This window comes from Shouchella sp. JSM 1781072, from assembly GCF_041949915.1.
Lineage (GTDB): Bacteria > Bacillota > Bacilli > Bacillales > Bacillaceae_D > Shouchella.
The window spans coordinates 212,245-231,524 of the sequence record NZ_JBHFQE010000003.1 but is presented as its reverse complement, the minus strand read 5'-3'; the positions used below and the strand labels follow the sequence as shown (position 1 = coordinate 231,524).

The 19,280-nt window shown below is 41.8% G+C and carries 19 protein-coding genes; 14 read left to right on the top strand and 5 right to left on the bottom strand.

The genetic code is table 11. The features are described 5' to 3' along the window. Positions 1-286 precede the first annotated feature (286 nt). Together ACE1TH_RS15020 and ACE1TH_RS15015 are read right to left on the bottom strand one after the other, a co-directional pair. Positions 287-1,384: an ethanolamine utilization protein EutH gene (locus tag ACE1TH_RS15020; protein ID WP_375079385.1), complete on the bottom strand. Its 1,098-nt coding sequence runs from the start codon at positions 1,382-1,384 to the stop codon at positions 287-289. A 70-nt stretch (positions 1,385-1,454) separates the two neighbouring features. Next, positions 1,455-1,997 (bottom strand): hypothetical protein, encoded by a 543-nt coding sequence (locus tag ACE1TH_RS15015; protein ID WP_375079384.1) that lies wholly within the window; start codon positions 1,995-1,997, stop codon positions 1,455-1,457. A gap of 453 nt (positions 1,998-2,450) precedes the next feature. On the opposite strand from ACE1TH_RS15015, the gene ACE1TH_RS15010 reads away from it, so the two are divergent. Further along, positions 2,451-2,786 (top strand): DUF1904 family protein, encoded by a 336-nt coding sequence (locus tag ACE1TH_RS15010; RefSeq protein ID WP_099303884.1) that lies wholly within the window; start codon positions 2,451-2,453, stop codon positions 2,784-2,786. Between the two features lie 149 nt (positions 2,787-2,935). Beyond that, a complete protein-coding gene (locus ACE1TH_RS15005; protein WP_375079383.1) occupies positions 2,936-3,826 on the top strand; it encodes a YitT family protein in 891 nt (296 codons plus the stop codon). Positions 3,827-3,988: 162 nt separating this feature from the next. Here ACE1TH_RS15005 and ACE1TH_RS15000 read toward each other — a convergent pair whose 3' ends face one another. Beyond that, positions 3,989-4,453, bottom strand: coding sequence for a hypothetical protein (locus ACE1TH_RS15000; protein ID WP_375079382.1), 465 nt, complete (start codon positions 4,451-4,453; stop codon positions 3,989-3,991). A gap of 188 nt (positions 4,454-4,641) precedes the next feature. Between ACE1TH_RS15000 and ACE1TH_RS14995 the strand changes: the two genes are divergently transcribed. Both ACE1TH_RS14995 and ACE1TH_RS14990 read left to right on the top strand, forming a co-directional pair. Beyond that, on the top strand, positions 4,642-6,834 hold the full coding sequence (locus tag ACE1TH_RS14995) for a type IA DNA topoisomerase (protein WP_375079381.1): 2,193 nt from the start codon (positions 4,642-4,644) through the stop codon (positions 6,832-6,834). 19 nt (positions 6,835-6,853) lie between these two features. Next, the gene (locus ACE1TH_RS14990) at positions 6,854-7,192 is read left to right on the top strand and encodes a cupin domain-containing protein (protein WP_375079380.1); all 339 of its coding nucleotides are present in this window, start codon (positions 6,854-6,856) and stop codon (positions 7,190-7,192) included. 9 nt (positions 7,193-7,201) lie between these two features. Here the strand turns inward: ACE1TH_RS14990 and ACE1TH_RS14985 are convergent, their stop codons facing one another. Together ACE1TH_RS14985 and ACE1TH_RS14980 are read right to left on the bottom strand one after the other, a co-directional pair. Beyond that, the gene (locus ACE1TH_RS14985; RefSeq protein WP_099303876.1) at positions 7,202-8,341 is read right to left on the bottom strand and encodes a hypothetical protein; all 1,140 of its coding nucleotides are present in this window, start codon (positions 8,339-8,341) and stop codon (positions 7,202-7,204) included. 66 nt (positions 8,342-8,407) lie between these two features. After that, a complete protein-coding gene (locus ACE1TH_RS14980; protein ID WP_375079669.1) occupies positions 8,408-8,914 on the bottom strand; it encodes a flavodoxin in 507 nt (168 codons plus the stop codon). A 286-nt stretch (positions 8,915-9,200) separates the two neighbouring features. On the opposite strand from ACE1TH_RS14980, the gene ACE1TH_RS14975 reads away from it, so the two are divergent. The 10 genes from ACE1TH_RS14975 to ACE1TH_RS14930 all read left to right on the top strand — a co-directional run bounded on the left by ACE1TH_RS14975 (position 9,201) and on the right by ACE1TH_RS14930 (position 19,269). Beyond that, positions 9,201-10,133: an ABC transporter substrate-binding protein gene (locus ACE1TH_RS14975; protein ID WP_375079379.1), complete on the top strand. Its 933-nt coding sequence runs from the start codon at positions 9,201-9,203 to the stop codon at positions 10,131-10,133. Beyond that, positions 10,126-11,130 carry a FecCD family ABC transporter permease gene (locus ACE1TH_RS14970; RefSeq protein WP_375079378.1) on the top strand — a complete coding sequence of 335 codons (1,005 nt, stop codon included), beginning with the start codon at positions 10,126-10,128 and terminating at the stop codon, positions 11,128-11,130. Before ACE1TH_RS14975 ends, ACE1TH_RS14970 begins: the two co-directional genes overlap by 8 nt. 68 nt (positions 11,131-11,198) lie before the next feature. Then, complete coding sequence (gene isdG / locus ACE1TH_RS14965; protein WP_375079377.1) at positions 11,199-11,528, top strand: heme oxygenase; 330 nt, start codon at positions 11,199-11,201, stop codon at positions 11,526-11,528. A 34-nt stretch (positions 11,529-11,562) separates the two neighbouring features. Then, positions 11,563-12,249: a heme uptake protein IsdC gene (gene isdC / locus ACE1TH_RS14960; RefSeq protein WP_375079376.1), complete on the top strand. Its 687-nt coding sequence runs from the start codon at positions 11,563-11,565 to the stop codon at positions 12,247-12,249. A gap of 19 nt (positions 12,250-12,268) precedes the next feature. Continuing rightward, positions 12,269-14,605, top strand: a complete 2,337-nt coding sequence (locus tag ACE1TH_RS14955; RefSeq protein WP_375079375.1) for an NEAT domain-containing protein — start codon at positions 12,269-12,271, stop codon at positions 14,603-14,605. 17 nt (positions 14,606-14,622) lie between these two features. Further along, on the top strand, positions 14,623-15,525 hold the full coding sequence (gene isdE / locus ACE1TH_RS14950; protein WP_375079667.1) for a heme ABC transporter substrate-binding protein IsdE: 903 nt from the start codon (positions 14,623-14,625) through the stop codon (positions 15,523-15,525). Then, positions 15,522-16,505 carry a FecCD family ABC transporter permease gene (locus ACE1TH_RS14945; RefSeq protein WP_375079374.1) on the top strand — a complete coding sequence of 328 codons (984 nt, stop codon included), beginning with the start codon at positions 15,522-15,524 and terminating at the stop codon, positions 16,503-16,505. Before isdE ends, ACE1TH_RS14945 begins: the two co-directional genes overlap by 4 nt. Further along, positions 16,492-17,268 (top strand): ABC transporter ATP-binding protein, encoded by a 777-nt coding sequence (locus tag ACE1TH_RS14940; RefSeq protein WP_375079373.1) that lies wholly within the window; start codon positions 16,492-16,494, stop codon positions 17,266-17,268. Before ACE1TH_RS14945 ends, ACE1TH_RS14940 begins: the two co-directional genes overlap by 14 nt. A 20-nt stretch (positions 17,269-17,288) precedes the next feature. Next, positions 17,289-18,032: a class B sortase gene (srtB, locus tag ACE1TH_RS14935; protein WP_375079372.1), complete on the top strand. Its 744-nt coding sequence runs from the start codon at positions 17,289-17,291 to the stop codon at positions 18,030-18,032. 130 nt (positions 18,033-18,162) lie between these two features. Next, the gene (locus ACE1TH_RS14930) at positions 18,163-19,269 is read left to right on the top strand and encodes a D-alanyl-D-alanine carboxypeptidase family protein (RefSeq protein ID WP_375079371.1); all 1,107 of its coding nucleotides are present in this window, start codon (positions 18,163-18,165) and stop codon (positions 19,267-19,269) included. The last annotated feature ends 11 nt before the right edge of the window (positions 19,270-19,280 follow it).

The window sequence follows — 19,280 nt, the reverse complement described above, 5'->3', positions numbered from 1 at the left end:
ATAATAGGTAGTAGTAATATTTTTTACGAATGATAATAGCTAGATTGTTTGTAACATTCCTTTTATTAAGTGGCGACGACTCCCACGAGAACAGCACGTGTCCGAAGACAATGGAGCGTTTTTGCGGAAATGGCTGAGGCCGTGCCCGGGGAAAGCGTTCGCCATATTACATCTAACTCGAATTATTGAATTGACTCAGACATTATCTGAATAAAAAAACTGCCCCAAGAAATCTGGGACAGCTATTTATTACTGTTTGTACAAACAGTAGAAGAGGTGGCAATCCTCATTCCTTACCAGCTGAGCTGAAGGAGTCATCACGCTCTACAATGAGTGCAATGATCACAGCTAAGATCCCGGCTACAAGCTTCCCAACCATCATTGGAACAACCATGTGTTGCTCAATACTCGCAACAAAGCCAAGGTGACCACCGAGGACGAACGCGCCTGAAACCATGAAAGATGTCGCAACCACCTTGCTTCGAATCGTCATATCTTTAAGTAATAAGAAAGCTGGTATGGCATGGGCGAGGGAGGTCACAATGGCAGTAATCGCATAACCATCGACATTTAACCATCGAGCAATCGTGACAAAAAAGGGCTGCATCCCTTTTTTTAATACTGCCACTAGCGGGAATGCTCCGGCTAACACCACTGCAATGGTGCCGACAATCATTAAGCCGTCTTCAAGCGGTGCTAGTTGAGTAAAAGCGCCAATTTCAGTAATGTGTGTGATGCCTGCTAAAGCTAAGCCGATAACACCAATGATTTGGATTCCTTTCCCAAACAGAAGAAATGTTTTAATCGAACGTTTTGGCTGAAAACGTAGTGCGAGAATGACGATGATTGAAAACAGAGTAGGAATAATAAGATTGCGAACCATCATCTCTGGGTTAAAACCTGCGATAAAGCCACCTAGAAAACAGCCGATCGGAATCGTGCTCAAGCCTATAAGCATTCCTTTCGCTAATGCAGGTTGGTCACCACTTTCAACCATCCGCAAGGCAATCGGAATCGTAAAAACAATTGTTGGTCCAAGCATAGTGCCTAAGAAGACCCAGGAAAACAAACTGGCTTCAGCGTTTATACCCATCTCTTGTGCAAGCGCATAGCCACCCATATCAAGTGCTAAGATCGTATTCGCAAAAGAGGCAGGGTCGGCACCAAGAAATGTATAGAGCGGGGCAATCACAGGCGTAAGCCACTGCGCAGCAAGTGGCGCAAGTGTGATAATGCCGACCATTGCAAGTGCAACTCTTCCCATACTCATAATGCCGTTTTCAAATTCTGCCCCTAGCCCGAATCGATTGCCGATGCACCAATCGAATGCACCAACGGCAAGAAAGAAAGCGAGTAGAATCATTATCCATTCATTTATTGTCATGTGTGTGGTCCAATCTCTTTTTCTCTAAACATACCAATTTAAAAAAGGTTAGACAACTCTGTTTCTAGTGTTATGTCTCGATAATTTCAATGGTGTAATAAAGAACGATTGAACCGACTGTTTCTTCATGTTCATCAAGCCACTCAAGATGAATTTGATGGAGGTATTCTCCCGGTGTTGATGTGTTGTGAAGATCATCTATATTGATATGAGTTGTAGAGAGGGATGTTGCTGCATAATAATTTCCACGATGACGATAGCTAATGGAATGATCGGAGTCAAACTGGTTGAGCAAATCTTGGTCTTCATTTTGAACGGTTATGGTATCACCCGGAGACATCTCAATTGAAGGAAGATCCTCTACCGCTTCTGTTGCACTCATTTCATGAGTCACATCGTCTCTGCATGACGTTCCCCAGCATAGAAGCTCATACTGAAAATCCGACTGTGCTTCCCCGTTTACGAGTAACGAAACTTCTGGCGGCTCGTCAGGTAATCCTTCTACTAGAGGCGATTCGTACGTCTGCTCAAAAACAATATCATCTTCAACGCAGCTTGCTAAGAGAAATGTTAAGGTTATAAAAGAAGAAATGAACAAAATCGTTTTATACATGGCGGAACGTCCTTTCTAAATGAAAACATCTGGCAGGTAATAGAGTGCTAACTTTCCAATTAATATGTTGTGAACCTTATCATGGAGACCCTGCTCATTTTTACTTTTCCGTACCCGATTTAATCAACGATTACACTTTTTTACAATTGGTGCCAGCGTTGCTCAAAAAAGCTGGTGACTTGTTAAGAAACCAATTCAAGATTAAAAAAATTTTTTTGCGAAAAAGGTTTGAACAAGGAGAGAATCGGATATTTAATTTACAACAGATCATAGGCATGCCTAAGATTTGTTTCTCCCCCCTTCCTTGATGAATATACACACTGAACCGCACTTCCCCCTTGAGTGCGGTTTGCTTTATGTCTTGATGTAAGCGTGCATGTTAGACGCACTTTTATTGCAATTTAAAAACGAGACAAGTACACTTATGCAGTAGAAACTAGAAGAAATGAAGTGATGGGGTTGCCATATTTACGCTTTACCGGTTTTTCAACGGAAACATTACAAGCGCTTGCACCAGCAATTATAGATGTGTTTACTGGCATCGTGGATATGTCAAAAGAAAAGGTGAAAATTGAGCGGGTCATGTCTGAACCGATTGCAAACGTTCCTCTCACACTTGAGATTCGGATGTTTCCTAGAGACCAGGATGTTCACGATGACATTGCAGAAACCTTTACAACTTTTTTCCGAGAAGAAGGGTACGATTCTGTACATATCTACTTTCTTCTGTTGTCACCAGAACGCTATTACAAAAATGGAAAGCCGATAAAGCGATCCATTAAACAATAATGACGAAGAAAAAAGTGGTCCTGCACCACTTTTTTTTGTTTCGTTGACTAATATTCTATAAAGCGGGTATGTTGCTAGTACAACGAAAAAGATCGAATAGCTGTATATGTCACAGCGCACACTTTAGACAGAGAGAAGGGAAGTGGCGTATGAAAGACTATGGATTTATGGTGTTAGGTACGTTTTTCTTTGCGCTTTCAGTTGCCATTTTTGCGATGCCGAATGGCTTAGCTGAAGGTGGTATTCCAGGACTTGCGCTTTTGCTTTATTTTGGTCTTGGTTGGTCACCCGCAATTGTTACGCTAGCGGCAAATGGACTTGTTTTGCTACTAGGGTATCGGTATTTACCGCGTCCGATGATTGTAAAATCGATTATTACCATTCCGCTCTTTTCATTGTTTTTATTCTTACTTGAAGACGTAGCGGGGCCGGTCAATGATCCATTACTAGCTGCTTTGTATACAGGAGTGTTTACTGGAATTGGGTTTGGCTTTATTTTTCGCTCAGGAAGCACAACTGGCGGCTCCTCGACGATTGCGCGGATGCTGAATTACAAGTTTGGCTGGGAATTAACAGGTACGAATTTTATTTTAGATGCGGCCATCGTCGTGGCAGGTGTATTTGTCATCGGTCCTGTGCTGACGTTGTATACCGTTGTTGCGCTTTTTATTGGAAAAAAGGTGACGGATTATGTGCTTGAAGGATTTGAGTCTAAAAAAGTCGTGCATATTTTTTCGGATCACTATCAAAACGTTGCAAAAAGCATACGAAAAAATTTAGGCGCCCATACGACTATACTTCAAGGGAAGAATGATGAAAGCGGTATTGATGAGAATTTGATCTACGTTTCCGTTTCCAAGCAACAGCTATTTTATTTGAAAAAACTTGTTCGTGATATTGATGAGGACGCATTTACAGTTGTTCATACGGTTAAAGATGTTAGTGGTGGTTCGTTTTCAAAAGCGCATTATCCAACGCAAAAAACGTTTAGTAGTCCGAAAAAGGAGAAGCAATACTACAAAAACCAAGCAGAGGAGTAATCGATATGGAACGAAAATCAAGAAGAGAACGCTGGAGACAGCATCGTCAGTTAATGAGCAGAGTTAAACGGTTATGTGACTGGAGACTAGAAGAAGAGACTCGTGTAAAGCGATAATAGGTTAGAGCACACCTCAGAATGGAGGTTGTGCTCTCTTTTTTTGTTAATCATAGCCTCCGACTGCATCCGGTAATAGCTGATACGCCTCTGAAGGATTGAGCATGTTCTCATAGACGTTCCCCATAAATTGTTCCCATTGGTCAATGGCGTCAGTCGAGCATTCTGAATCCCATTTCAGTCTATACGCTTCACCTTGAACAACGAAATGTAGGTCGTACTGTCTGTAAGGAATCGTGCAGGGGGCGCGGGCGCTTTCACTCTCGCTAGGAAGTTGAAGTACATGGTTGTCGCGAAACTGATTATAAAAAGTGGCCATTTGCTCGTTGGTCCATTCAAATGATATGGTTTCCGTACCTGCTTGCACCAGATCTTTTGTAAATGTCTGATCAAATGTATTGATTTCGTTTGTAGGCGTTTCGCCGAAACCGTATGTTAGGTGAAATTGAAAATCGTCTGGTTGCTCCTCTGGTAATGAAGGGTGCTGCGAGCAAGCAACTAAAAAGGTCATTATAAGCAAGGTAAACAAGTACTTCCATATTGACTCATATAAATACCTAATAAAAATCCTTCCCTTCATCGTGTTTGATTGTATTGTACACTAGGTGGTAGAACAATAGAATGTTCGTTAAAGCATCTTTTATCAAATATTCTCATAAATAAACCGATCAACCTCAAAAGGTAGACAGGAGGGGAACCATGACAACCGTAATTTTAGCGGAAAAGCCTGATCAGGCAAGAAGTTATGCAACTGTTTTTAAACAAACGACGAAACAAAAAGGGTATATTACGATAAATGATTCCCGCTTTTTTAAAGGGGAAGCGATTATGACTTGGGGCATTGGCCATTTAGTAGAGCTCTGTTTACCCGGTCACTATAAAAAGGAATGGAAACGCTGGAACTTAGCGAATCTCCCTATTTTACCGACAGAGGTCGAATTTCAAGTGCCAGCAAGCAAGCAAGAACAGTTTCGAATTGTGAAAAGTTGGCTGAAGAAAGCGACACTCATTATTATCGCGACCGATCCGGATCGAGAAGGAGAAAATATCGCTCGCTCTATCATTAAGCAGGCCGGCGTTATGAGTCATGTACCAATTAAGCGGTTATGGATTAACTCCCAAGAAAATGATGTCGTACGGGAAGGGTTTCTGCACTTGCAGCCAGGTGAAAAATTTGAGCCTATGTACGAAGAAGCAAAAGCTAGACAAGTAGCGGATTGGCTTGTCGGGATGAATGCAAGTCCCCTTTATTCGCTTTTATTGCGAACGAAAGGCATTCAAGACACGTTTTCAGTTGGACGTGTTCAAACACCAACACTCTATTTAATCTATTTACGGCAAAAAGAAATTGAAGCATTTGTTTCAGAACCCTTTTTTGAATTAAAGGCAAATATTGAAGCGGAAACAGGCTCATTTCAAGCAACGTATAAACACCGTTTGAAAACAAAGGAAGACGTGAGCAGACTTTTGGACAAGCACGGGATAAAAGGGAAGACTGCGAGTACGATAGCGGAATTAAGCAAGAAAAATAAAGAGATCCCATCGCCGTTGCTCCACAGTTTGGCAACATTACAAGCGAGCGCCAACCGAAAATGGAAATACAGCCCGTCAAAAGTATTAAGTGTGGTACAAAAACTTTACGAAAAGAAGTGGTTAACGTACCCACGAACAGAATCGAACCATATTACAAATGCAGAGTTTTCGTATCTTCGTAAGCAAGTTAACCAGTACCAGCAGCTAATTGAACAGCAATTTGAACCGACGTTTCTATTTCCAAGAAAACGCTATGTGGACGATGCAAAAGTGCAGGAACACTATGCGATTATCCCAACAAAAAAAGTTCCTACCTCGCTGCAAGTAGAAAAGTTAAAGCCAGACGAAAAAAATCTGTATCTTGAAGTACTGCGAACAACTTTGGCCATGTTCGCACCAACGTATAAGTACGAAGAAACGAAGGTGACGGTTGATGTTCAAGGCTTGCCGTTTCAAACGACAGGTAAGGTGGAGCAAGACATAGGATGGAAAGTGCTATTTCCTTACGCTCCAGCCAAAAATAAAAAAAGCGATGAGCCACCGGTCCTGCCACCGTTGCAACAAGGTGAAGAAGTCATGGCTACCGTTAAAGCAAAAGAAGGCAAGACGCAGCCACCACCTTTGTATACAGAAGGACAGTTAATTCCATTAATGAAAACCGCAGGAAAGTTTGTAGAAGATGAAGAAGAACAAGCTGTTTTAAACGAAGTGACGGGAATTGGGACAGGCGCTACGAGAGCAAATATTATTGAGACGCTTAAGAACCGCGAGTATATTACGATTAAACAAAACAAAGTTCATGTAACGGAAAAAGGGCGAATTTTATGCCAAGCTGTAGAAGGCAATCTTCTTAGTAAAGCAGACATGACGGCACAATGGGAGCTTTTTTTACGGAAAATTGGACAAGGAGAGAAAGATGGTGCCACGTTTATTGGCAACATTCACGCGTATATTCATCGCTTATTAAAGGATGCGCCTGATCATTTACAAACGATGTCCATCGACGCATCGACAATAACGGAGTCGGATCAGTCAGGTGTTGGACCATGTCCCCTTTGTGGCGGAGCAGTCCTAAGTCGAGGGCCGGTCTATGCATGTTCGAAAGCGAAGGAAAACAGCTGCAAGTTTGTGATCGTCAAAACGCTTGCCAAGAAGAAGCTAACCGACGCTACCGTTAAGCGTTTGCTCACTAAAGGGGAAACCGCACCACTAAGAGGTTTTAAAAGTAAGCAGGGCAAATCATTCTCAGCAGCACTTGCGTTAAAAGAAGGCAAGATTGAATTTGATTTCTCAAAAAAGCCAACCTATCGAAAAACGAACGGAAAACGTCCAGCAAGAAAACGTTCGTCAACAAAATAAAAACGGAGGACAAAAAGCCATGAAGAAGACACACCAGACAGCCCCCCACTACAAATGGGGGGAGGACTGCGATGGATGGCGACTGGTGGATCAGGCAGAACTTAGTGTGATTTCGGAACGGATGCCACCTCTAACAGAAGAAGTTCGTCACTATCATCAATATGCTAGACAGTTCTTCTATGTGTTAAAAGGCACCCTTACGATCGCCATAGAAGGACAAGTCACGAATCTCTTAGAAGGTGAAGGCTATGAAGTCGCGCCGACGATCTTACATCAAGTGCAGAACCGTTCGAATGAGCATGTCCATTTTCTCGTTACATCACAGCCGTCAACAAAAGGAGATCGAGTGGAAGGATGAAAGAGGAAACTAAAACGTTAGGATCGTTAATTGATTATCTTGTTTCATCTGGACAGTTGGAAGTAATGCTGAAAGCGGCGCATTCGTCCTTACTTCTAGCTGCTGTAATTGATGGCTGTCGTAGTATGTAGCTAAAATAGGCTCTCGAAATTCATGTTTTTCCGTACCAAGGGAAGCTGTTAAGAATGTTTGATAAAGCCATTGATTATGATTAATGATGGTATTCATCGGATCGAATGTTAAGACAGAAATATCTCCTTTTAAAACATAGTGTATGCCTGAACGTGAGTGAAAATCGTTGATTGCTCGTTCTTTTTTTTGTAGCGTCCATTGATAGACCTTCTCAGCTATGATTTCTACTTGTTTGGACAGGTGAATGACTGGTTGTTTAGCACTTAAAGCATGTGCTTGTAATTGTTCATAAAGCGTGCTACTGTGCGAAAAATGATTTTCTTTCCACTGCTTAAACACGCGATCAAGAAGGCATGTTAAATAGAACCCTGAGTAATAACAGCTTCTTCGAAAAGAAAGCGTTGAATCAAAAGGATCAATCATTTGTTCAGCCCAGTTTTCTTGTAGCGCCTCTTTTTTAAATGAAGCGTGATATTCAACATAGAGAGCTGGCCCTTCCAGTGTCTCAACTTTTTCCTCGTATTGCACACCAGCAGAATAAGAGTGACGACGCGTTTCTCTCGTTGTAAAAAATGTTTGCAAATGATGCTGAAGGTCGTGGTAATTTGTTGATCGATAAGCGTTTATAAGGGCGACTCGTTCAGTCATCCGTAAAGCGATAAAGTTAGGAGTAAAGTTAACTTTCAAACCTACTAGTTCATCGGGGATACGGCTCTCTGCCTGATAGTATTGATGAAGGTGAAACAATTCATGACAGAGGACGGTATATACATCGTCCTCGTTTTTGAAAAGTGTGCAATCAATGATAACGGTAGGGTGACCTTGATACAAAATAAGCGTACAACCATTAAATTCAGCTGTTCGTGGAAATGTTTTAGAACCAAGGCTTGGATGATAAAAGAGATAAACGTTTTCTTTATCGTAAAGAGCAAAACACCCATGGGTAAACCCAGGCCAACATGTTTGCAGTTTATCATCTACTAGTCGTTTATTAACGCTCGTAGCTAAGGTCAACATTAATGAACTCCTTTCAACAAAGATCGTTTTTAAAATTTACGTAAATCGTTGAAAAAAGTTCCCGCCTTAAACCCTTTGCCTCAACGTAGAGGAAAACTGTTGGGCAAAGCGACGACATGCCTCTTCTTCCTCTTCGTTTTTAGGTTCAAATTCATTTTTTAAACTGTCACAGATTAGTATTGCGCCTGCTTTTTGTAAAGTCTCTTCAAGCAAATTCACCGCTTCACAGTATGCGGGGTAATTACGATCTCCTGAACCGAATACTGCTGACGGCATCGAACCTAAATCGAGTGTAGCAAGTTCTTCTTCAAACTCCTCAGCCTCATAAGGCAAATCCCCGTCTCCCCATGTATAGCTACCGAGAATAACTCCATTAAAGTCGACCAATTGGTCGGCAGAATACCCATCCATTTCTTCTAGTATGACCTCAATTCCTTCTTTCTCAAGCTCTTGTTTTATTAAAACAGCCATATCTTCGGTGTTTCCAGACATGGAAGCAAAGACTAAACAAATTCGCACCGCGTTCACTCCTTTATCGTAATATGTATGATCATAAATGATATTGAGAATCATTTTCAATTAATTTTTTTTTAAAATTTCATTTTTTGAATTGAAAGGCTTAACATGTACATTTATTTTTACGGCTAATTTGACACTAATACGAGGAAGGTTAATGTGGCGATTCGTCTAGCTTATAGCGCTCAATGAACGAAAGAAAAGGCTCAAGACTAATGTGTGAACAAATAGATTCATTGAAAAAAGTTGTAAAAATCTCAAAGAAATAATTGACAATGAGATTCATTCTCAATAATATTAAGCTAAATGAAATTGATTCTCATTATCGTTAGGGGTTTTAAGCGTGAAAAATCAATCGTTCTTATTGGGGTTATGTGGGCTAATGTTGGCTGGCTGTCAAGCAACTGGTGCAGACACTGAGGAGAAAAGCCATGTCGTAACTGATTTTGCAGAGCGAGAGGTTGCTTTCAATGATGAGCCTGAGCGTATTGCAGTATTAGGTAATGGTGAGTTAGATATTGTGTACGCGTTAGGAAAAGACGTTATTGGAAGACCATCTAGTCAGGATGTTCCTGTTGTACCAGAAGCGGTAGAAGCCGAACAAGTTGGTTCCTATCATGAAGTCGATATAGAGCGCTTAACGCTTGCACAACCTGATATTGTCTTCGCAAATGAGCCTATGAATCAAAAAGATCTCTCCGCTATTGAAGGTACAGGAGCAGAGGTTGTGTTAACAAATGCTAATGCGATAGAAGACATTAAAGACCAAATCTCACTAATTGGCGAAGTCGTTCAGGAAGAAGCGTCTGCAAGTCAATTGATTGAAGAAATAGAGTTGGTTGAAATGGATATGAAAGATGAGCCTTTACATAAAGAAACGAAAGCCTTGCTCATATACGGTGCTCCAGGCTCAAATCTAGTTGCTCTACCAAATTCATTGTCGGGTGATATTTTAGAGGCGGCAGGAGGATTAAATATCGCGGCGGACTTTGATCAGCTACAGGATTATCCTCAATATGCCGCGTTATCACCCGAGCGTATTATTCAAGCTGATCCAGACGTTGTTTTCTTTATGGCACATGGTGATCCGTCAGCTGTAGAGGAAAGTTTCGTACAAGAAATGGCGCAACATGCTGGTTGGGCGCAATTACCTGCTGTAAAAAAAGGAAACATGGACGTATTGCCCGCTGATTTATTTGGCACAAATCCAGGGAGTCGTATTACGGATGCTATCTCCTATATGCGTGATCGTTTGGAAGAGGTTCAAAGTGAGTGAATTAACGATCCTTGTACGAAATCGAAGGAGAAAGTTATTAGCAATCATCCTGCCAATTTTTTTAATCGCTTCAATGATTGGGGGTATCTTTTTTGGAGCAGTGCAGTTTACGTTTTCTGACTTAACGAGCGCATTTCAACAAAATGACGAAGCAAATGCGCTAATTTTGTTTAACGTTCGGCTGCCACGACTTCTCGTTGCCGCTATGGCTGGTTCATGCTTAGCTGCGGCAGGAGCGATCTTGCAAGGTGTAATGAAAAATCCACTCGCCGATCCGAGTATTATTGGTGTGACGGCAGGGGCGGGATTAGCTGCCAGTGTGGCGATGGTTGCACTACCTCAATTTGGTTATTTAACACCAGTTTTTGCTTTCATTGGAGCCTTTGTTGCGGTGCTTTGTATTTACGGGCTTTCGTGGGAAAAAGGTGCATCCCCATTGAAAATAATTCTTGCTGGAGTCGCAATTAATGCACTATGTGGCGCACTGCAAAGCGGAATTATGATTCTTTACAGTGATCGCGTTCAAGCGATTTTGCCGTGGCTAGCAGGAGGATTTCAAGGGAGAGGGTGGTATCATGTTGAATTTGTTTGGCCTTATGTTGTAGGAGGGCTTTTCCTAACGTTGTTCGCCATTCGCCCTCTTAATCTACTATTATTAGGCGACAATACGGCGAAACTTCTCGGTGCACCTGTTGAACGCATTCGTTTTCTACTCATTTTGCTTGCAGCGCTCTTAGCTGGAGCAGCTGTAAGTGTAGCGGGACTTCTTGGATTTGTTGGCCTTGTTGTTCCGCACATGATTCGTTTACTTATCGGCAGTGATTCTCGGTATCTCGTTCCATTTTCGATTGTCGGTGGAGCGGCACTGGTTGTCTTCACAGACTCATTAGCAAGAACCGTCTTTGATCCGATTGAACTGCCAGTAGGGATTTTGCTCGCTTGTCTGGGAGCGCCATTTTTTCTCTATCTTTTAAAGAGAAATAGCATTCGATTGTAAGTGTATTAATTAAAGGAGGTGACATTATAAACAAACACGATTTAAAAAAACTTTGAGGAGGAATTTTAATGATTATTGTTGCGAACAAAACACTGATTCGTAAGGGAGAAGGTCATAAGCTTGTTGAACGTTTCGACAAGATTGGCAAGATTGAGTATGCACAAGGATTCTTAGGTCTTGAAGTATTAGTGAACTCAAAAGAAAAAGAACATGACGAAGTTACAATTAGTACGCGTTGGGAAGAGAAAGCCGATTTTCACACATGGACAAAAAGTGCAGCATTTCGTGAAGCCCATTCTGGGAAAAATGCCCGTCCCGATTACATCGTAGGAAATGAAATTGAATTTTATCAAGTTGAAATTGTCCGTATGCCAATGCCAAGAAGTCAAGAAGCATAATAGAAAAACTATATAAAGAGAAGGAAGAGATGCAATGAATGGTAAATGGAAAAAGGTATGTCTTCTTTTAGGAGCTACCTTTTTATTTCTGTATATAGTCTATCCATCAGTCAGTAAAGCAGAATTAGCGGACGGTACGTACACAATTGATTATACCGTCATGCACGGTAGTGACCCATCAGCGTCTATCGCAAATGACTACTGGGAAAAGCCTGCAACGTTAACAGTTGAGAATGGTGAGATGACGACACAACTTACGTTGAACAATAGCTCGTGGATTGTGGAGTATCAATCGCAAGCAAATGGACGTTTCTCGAATGTCACGGTCGTTTTGGAAAATACAGGGGCAGATACACGTGTTGTGAAATTTCCAATTGATGGGATTAGCGAGATGACTGAAGCTCAAATCCATGTCATCGTTCCTGATATTGAATACGATCATGATTATACGGTTCGCCTTGATTTTCATGAGAACACATTAACAGCTCTAGAGACTGCTACAGCTGAAGAAACGGAACAAGTTGATGAAATAAAAGAAGACGAAGAGCCGCTGGGGGCAGCTCAATCGTCTAGTGACAACGACAGCAAAAGTGAACAGGGAAATAAAGCAGAGAGGGAGGACAATCCACAAACAAATGATGGTGCACCCATTGCTTTACTTCTCAGTTTAGTCATTGTCAGTGCTATTGTACTCCTTCGCAGACGAGTAAAACAAGCGTGAATTTAGGAGGAGTACTATAGTGAGAATTCATAACCGGATTGTGAATAGCGTCTTAGCATTTTTGTTAATTTTCAGCCTTGTATCCCCATCAGTTAGCTATGCAGCTACGGCAGGAAATGCATTAGCGAATGGGGTGTACGATGTACCGTTTACAGTATTAAAAGAGGGTTCGTCTGAGCCGTCCGTGATGGATGACTATACGAAAAAGCCAGCAAGAGTCACGGTAAAGAATGGAAGCTACCAAGTAGATTTCACCATTACAAATAGTAACTGGTATAAAGACTTTACTGTTGAAGGAAAGAAACCGGAAGTCATTTCGGATACTCCTGAAACTGGAGAGCGGACGGTACGTTTTACAACAAATGAAGAAACCGTAAAGGCTTGGGTTCATATAGTTGTTACAGGTATCCCTGGCTTTAATTATGATAACAGTTATAACGTAGACATAGCGTTTGACTATGAGGATGCAACAGTTATTGAGCTCGATGAAACCGAGCAGCCAGAAGAAGAACAACCTGAGCAGCCAGAAACCGAGCAGCCAGAAGAAGAACAACCAGAACAACCAGAAACCGAGCAGCCGGAAGAAGAACAGCCTGAGCAACCAGAAACCGAGCAGCCGGAAGAAGAACAGCCTGAGCAACCAGAAACCGAGCAGCCGGAAGAAGAACAACCTGAGCAACCAGAAGAACAGCAACCTTCAAAACCAGATTGGAGTTTACTGGAAACTGGAACGTACAATGTACCGTTTGCAGCGAAACATGCAACGGAGGACCGTGATTCTGCGATGAGCCGTTACCTTGTTAATCCAGCACACGTTGTCATTGATGGAACGGAAAGCACGTTAGCGTTAACCGTAAAAGAAAGCCATCAGATTACGGATCTTGTATTGTCAAGTGGTGAAGTAGTAGAAGCTTCTTCAGTTGAAGACAATGAAGAAGAAAATACGAGAACCTATACATTTAGCCAAAAAGAATTGCACAATCCAACTGCAGCAAAAGTTTCCATGCGTGTAGAAATGCCAAACGGGATGGTGTATGAAAACACACAAGATTTCCGAATGGTGTTTGATTTAAATAAAGCAGAAAAAGTAGCGGAAGTACCTGGGACACCAAATCCTGAAGTGCCAGAAGAACCAGAAGTGCCAAAACCAGAAACGCCAAATCCTGAAGTGCCAACGCCAGAACAGCCGCAGCAGCCTGAGGAACCCGCTTATGATGAGCTTGTAGATGGTCAATATACAATTGATTTCAGCATGCTAAAAGCTGGGTCTACTGATGTCTCTGTGATGGATAGCTATACGGAAAAACCAGCAACCGTTTATGTGAAGGATGGTATGTATACAGTTGATTTAACGTTACTTAATCAGAGTTGGTATCGTGATCTAACAATGAATGGTGACCAGCCAGAGGTTGTTCGTCTAAATGAAGAGGAAGACAAGCGCGTTGTGCGTTTTCATGTCTCAAGTTTAGAAGATATCGCTGATGTATGGGTTCATATTCGTGTAGACAGTATTCCTGGTTTTAATTATGACAATCAGTATGATGCAGATCTTGTATTTGACTATGACTCTCTTACACTCATTGAAAAAGATCAGCTTCCGGGTCCAATTGATGAGGATGGAAAAGAAAATCCTGATGGTGATGGTGGAGAACTGCCTAAGGAAGAAGAAAAACCAAAAGAAGATGACAATGGAAATAAACCAAACGATCCCAAGCCGATTAATGAAGATGAGCTCGTAAATGGCGAATATACAATTGATTTTTCTGTCTTTAAAAAAGGGACTTCTGAGCTTTCGGTTATGGATGGCTATACGAAAAAGCCGGCAAACGTCTTCTTAAAAGATGGTCGTTATACAATTGATCTTACATTAACCAATAGTAACTGGTATGAAGACCTAACCATTAATGGAGCTCGTCCCGAAGTTGTTTACGATGATCTAGAAAAACAAGAAAAAACGGTTCGCTTTGAAACCGACCAACTGTCAGAAGCAGTAGATGCATGGGTTCATATTATCGTGACGGGAATTCCAGGGTTTGAGTACGACAATCAATATGAGGTCGACATCCAGTTTTCTCCAGAGAGTGTAACACTCGTAAAAGCGGAAGAGACGCCGACGGTCACAGATAATGACAGTAATAATGGAGATGGCGCTGCAGGAAACAACGATACGACGAATTTAACCTATGATCGCGTTCAGCATAACGGAGATACTGGAAACAGTACTGCGGTTCAACAGCAAAATCCACAAACATCTGATCATTCACTAGTGAGTATGTATGTGGCTATGCTTCTCCTTTCACTATCGTTCTTTGTATGGAAATGGCAGCGATCGAAGCGAATGACGATAAACCACTAATAGAAAGAGGGATTGTCATGCAGAAGGCACTTTTTGGCGTCATGCTTATATGCGTTTTTCTCATAGGAGCGTGTCAACCAGCTAGTGAGTCAATTGAAGGGGGAAATTCCCCTTCTTCTGCTTCTGATCAAGCAGATCGAATTGTCGCAACAACGGTCTCAGCTACGGAGCTTGCTGATGCGTTAGACTTGGAGCTTGTTGGAATTCCTAGTAGTTATAAGGCTTTACCAGAACGCTATGATGATGTCACGGAATTAGGGAATCCTATGAGTCCTGATGCTGAACAGATTCGACAGCTTCAAGCAGATGTTGTCTGGAGCGTGACGACGCTACAAGGGGATCTAGAAGAGTCGTTTACAACGGCTGGAATTGAAGCAGAATTTTTGAATTTTCAAAGTGTAGAAGAAATGAGTCATGAGATTGAGCGAATTGGTAAACGCTATGATCGTGAAAAAGAGGCGTCAGCATTGGTCGAAACCTTCGATCGTCGATTAAGTGAACTTGAGCAAAAGAACGCGGATCGAAACGAGCCATCGGTACTCATTTTAATGGGTGTTCCTGGGAGCTATTTAGTGGCAACAGAGCACTCATACATTGGTGATTTAGTGGAATTAGCAGGTGGGACGTTAGCTGTTGAAGCAGATGAGAATGTCGAGTACTTGGCATCAAATACAGAATATTTACAGCAAGCGAACCCAGATCTTATTTTACGTGCGGCTCATGGGATGCCAGAAGAGGTGATTGAAATGTTTGATGAGGAATTCAAAAGTAATGATGTGTGGAAACATTTCCAAGCAGTAGAAAAAGGCCGCGTTTATGATTTAGAAGAGTCATTATTCGGCACAACGGGCAACATCGCGGTTCTTGAAGCGTTGGATGCCCTTGAGGAAATGCTCTATCCGGAGGAAGACGAAGGGTGAAAAACACAATCATCTTTACAGTTTTAAGTGTTACCTTTCTGCTTCTTTTGTATGTGTCCGTTATGAGTGGAAGCATCCGCGTTCCTTTTCCTCAGCTAGTGGAGGGTGTGTGGACAAAAACGGACGAAGAAGTGAACGTCATTTATGATTTGCGCTTTCCGCGTATTATTATTGCGAGTTTAGCAGGTGCGGCGCTTGCCATTTCAGGCGCACTTATGCAAGCGGTTATGAGAAATCCAATTGCAGATCCGAGTATTATAGGGATCTCATCAGGTGCAAGTTTTACAGCTTTACTTTTTGTGACGATTTATCCTCAACTCTACTTTTTTATGCCGCTGTTTGCTTTCTTAGGTGGACTCGTTGCATTTATCCTAGTTTACACCTTTGCGTATCGAGGTGGCTTGAATCCATTAAAACTCATCTTAATTGGAATCGCGGTTCACGCCACGTTTACAGGATTGTCCGAAGTGTTCAACTATCGTGGGAGTTACTCGGTTACGAGCATTTCTTCCGCAACAACGTCGACCCTTTCTCTGAAAACGTGGACGGATGCAAATAGTATGATCTTCTTTGGGGGTGTAGCGATCCTGTTATCCTTGTTTCTATATGGTGCATGCAACCGTCTATTGTTGAGCGATAAGACTGCCCTAAGTATTGGCATGAAGGTAACGACAACGCGCATCCTTGTTTCTGTTGTCGCCGTTGTATTAGCTTCGATCGCCACTGCAGTAGCAGGGGTCATCGCCTTTTTAGGGTTGCTCATCCCACATATTGGTCGACAGCTCGTTGGCTCTGATTATCGTTTACTTATCCCATTTTGCGCAGTGGCTGGTGCGTCCATCCTGTTGCTTGCGGATACATTAGGTCGGCTCGTTTTAGCACCGAATGAAATCCCTGCATCAATCTTTATGTCTATTATCGGTGGACCATTTTTAATCTTTTTACTTGTAAGGGGGCGGATGCATCATGAACATACATAATGTGTCTTTTTCCCACGTGAAAAATCAACCATTTATCAACCAATTCAATGCAGCTGTTCAAGTTGGCAACATCACGTCCATTGTAGGACCGAATGGTAGTGGAAAATCAACAGTGCTGTCTCTTTTGGCAAGGCAGTTGAAAGCAAATCAAGGAGAGATTAGCCTGTATGAACAAGCGGTTCACACATTTTCGATCAAAAAATGGGCGCGTCAATTGGCGATCGTGTATCAACAAAATGAAATCCCTCAAAATCTTAGTGTTCGCAGTCTTGTCGCATACGGGCGGTTTCCACATCGGAATCGGTTAACATCATGGTCAAAAAAAGACGAGGAAGCTGTATCTGAAGCGCTTGCGGTGACCGGATTAATGGATATGGCAGATCGACTGTTGGTGCATTTGTCAGGAGGAGAACGGCAAAGAGTCTGGCTGGCGTTGTCCCTTGCTCAACAAACGCCTTTTTTATTATTAGATGAACCAACGACTTATTTGGATTTGTATCATCAGTATGAATTGCTCGATTTAATTCAAACGTTAAAAGAAGAGCAGGGAAAAACAATTGTAATGGTAATTCATGATTTAAACCAAGCTTTACAATATAGCGATGACATTTGGGTCATGAGAGAAGGAGAACTTGTCACTGCAGGGGACGTGCGGACGGTAATGACTCCTTCATTAATTGAAGAGGTGTTTCGCGTAAAAGCGAGAATTGTTGAAGATCAGGAAACACGAAAACCGCTGCTCATTCCAACAGGTAAAGTGTGAAAAAAAGAGGAGTGTGAACGATGAAACCGATTATGAATAGAAGCATTACCGTTTGTTTTGCGCTTATTTTTCTTTACGCCAGTGGGCATTTGCTATGGATTGGCTATGACTCTTATCAAAACAAGCAAACGCTGCTAGATGCGAAAGAGCTGTATAGTCAGCCTCGAGAAGCTAGGCAGAGTGAAGCAGAGGTGGTTGATGAAGATCCTTTTGATTCTCTTCACGCAGTGAACGAGCAGATCGTTGGTTGGTTATCAATTGCTGGTACTGCGATTGAATATCCTGTTATGCAAGCGAATGATAATGACTTCTATTTAAATCGTAATTATAAAAATGAACGAACAAGAGCGGGCAGTATCTTTATGGATTATCGCAATCACGCCACTGAAGAGACTCAGCATACTATTTTGTATGGGCATCATATGCGTGACGGAACGATGTTTCATGATTTAGAACAATTTGCGGACGAGGCTTTTTTTTCACAAACGCAAGACCATTATTTTGACACAGCGGAAACGCAATACAACGTTGAAATTTTTTCAGCTTATTATACTACGACAGACTTCTACTACATTGAAACCGATTTTGCAAATAACGAAGCGTACGGTAGCTTTTTAGACGACATTAAGGGGCGATCGATCCACGAGCCTTCTATCAACGTCACAGATAACGATCGTATCATTACATTTTCTACTTGTGATGACGGTACAGGTCAGGACGGTCGATTTGTCGTCCACGGCAAGCTCGTGGAAGTCAATGGTTAAAAGGGCGTGCAAACGAACTATTTTAAAAAGATGAAACAAAATTGTTATCTTGTTGTCACATTCCTTTGATCTTCTTCTGCTTTAATATAAGTTGGGGAATTTGTAGAATGAAGTCGAAGGGGAAATCGTCATGGGGAACAAACTACTTGGTGCGTGTTGTGGAATGATGGTCACCGTCATGCTTGCTACACCAACAACTTTAGCTCACGCTGAATCAAATGATGAGCCAAATCTACATAGTCAATCAGCTGTATTAATGAGTGCTAAATCAGGGGAAATTCTTTACGACAAACAAGCAAATGAACAAATGTATCCAGCAAGCATTACCAAAATCATAACTGGAATTATGGCGATTGAATACGGCAATCTTGATGATGTCGTGACAGTCAGTGAAGAGGCTGTCGATGTTGTTGGCACGTCAGTTTTTTTACTTGAAGATGAAGAAATGGCGTTAAAACAGCTTGTTCAAGGTTTATTAATTAATTCGGGAAATGATGCTGGTACGGCGATTGCGGAGCATATGGCTGGAAGTGAAGAGGCATTTGCAGAAGACATGAACACATTCGTGAAAGAAAAGATTGGTGTGAACGATTCACATTTTACGAATCCACATGGTCTCTACGATGACGATCATTACACAACAGCGTCTGATATGGCAGAGATTACAAGATATGCGATGCAAAACGAGACGTTTCGAGACATTGTTGCGACAGAAGAGTTAGACTGGGAAGGGGAAGGATGGGAAACCACCCTTTATAATCATCATCAACTTGTTCGAGATCATGAAGAAGTTACAGGTGTGAAAAATGGATTTGTCTCACAGTCTGGTTTTACATTAGTGACGACGTATGAGACGGAGGAAGATGAATTAATTGCTGTTAATCTTAATGCGCCAACGAATGCAGATATTTATAATGATACAAAACGTTTGCTTGAATACGGCGTTAATACGTTTGATACAAAAACGATGGAAGAAGGCAGGCATTTTGAAGATCTAAACGGGAAAGAATATATTCTTGAGCGTGCCACATCCGTAACGTATGAAAAAGATGCAGACTTGCAGTTTGATATCCGCAATGGTGCGCTCATTATTGAAGACGACGATCACATCATTCGTTCGGAGCCGCTAAAAGAAGTTGGAGAAGAGAAAGCGGAGAAGGAAGCTGAACGTCCTGAAGAAAAGGAAGACGAGCTCACATTTGTTGACCGTCTGCTACAATTTTTTCATTTGAAATAAGAAAGCAAGGT

Excerpts from the sequence above, each read along its gene's own strand:
- ACE1TH_RS15020 (WP_375079385.1), bottom strand. The coding sequence starts at position 1,384 with ATGACAATAAATGAATGGATAATGATTCTACTCGCTTTCTTTCTTGCC.
- ACE1TH_RS15015 (WP_375079384.1), bottom strand. The coding sequence starts at position 1,997 with ATGTATAAAACGATTTTGTTCATTTCTTCTTTTATAACCTTAACATTT.
- ACE1TH_RS15010 (WP_099303884.1), top strand. The coding sequence starts at position 2,451 with ATGGGGTTGCCATATTTACGCTTTACCGGTTTTTCAACGGAAACATTA.
- ACE1TH_RS15005 (WP_375079383.1), top strand. The coding sequence starts at position 2,936 with ATGAAAGACTATGGATTTATGGTGTTAGGTACGTTTTTCTTTGCGCTT.
- ACE1TH_RS15000 (WP_375079382.1), bottom strand. The coding sequence starts at position 4,453 with ATGACCTTTTTAGTTGCTTGCTCGCAGCACCCTTCATTACCAGAGGAG.
- ACE1TH_RS14995 (WP_375079381.1), top strand. The coding sequence starts at position 4,642 with ATGACAACCGTAATTTTAGCGGAAAAGCCTGATCAGGCAAGAAGTTAT.
- ACE1TH_RS14990 (WP_375079380.1), top strand. The coding sequence starts at position 6,854 with ATGAAGAAGACACACCAGACAGCCCCCCACTACAAATGGGGGGAGGAC.
- ACE1TH_RS14985 (WP_099303876.1), bottom strand. The coding sequence starts at position 8,341 with ATGTTGACCTTAGCTACGAGCGTTAATAAACGACTAGTAGATGATAAA.
- ACE1TH_RS14980 (WP_375079669.1), bottom strand. The coding sequence starts at position 8,914 with ATGATTCTCAATATCATTTATGATCATACATATTACGATAAAGGAGTG.
- isdG (WP_375079377.1), top strand. The coding sequence starts at position 11,199 with ATGATTATTGTTGCGAACAAAACACTGATTCGTAAGGGAGAAGGTCAT.
- isdC (WP_375079376.1), top strand. The coding sequence starts at position 11,563 with ATGAATGGTAAATGGAAAAAGGTATGTCTTCTTTTAGGAGCTACCTTT.
- isdE (WP_375079667.1), top strand. The coding sequence starts at position 14,623 with ATGCAGAAGGCACTTTTTGGCGTCATGCTTATATGCGTTTTTCTCATA.
- ACE1TH_RS14940 (WP_375079373.1), top strand. The coding sequence starts at position 16,492 with ATGAACATACATAATGTGTCTTTTTCCCACGTGAAAAATCAACCATTT.
- srtB (WP_375079372.1), top strand. The coding sequence starts at position 17,289 with ATGAAACCGATTATGAATAGAAGCATTACCGTTTGTTTTGCGCTTATT.
- ACE1TH_RS14930 (WP_375079371.1), top strand. The coding sequence starts at position 18,163 with ATGGGGAACAAACTACTTGGTGCGTGTTGTGGAATGATGGTCACCGTC.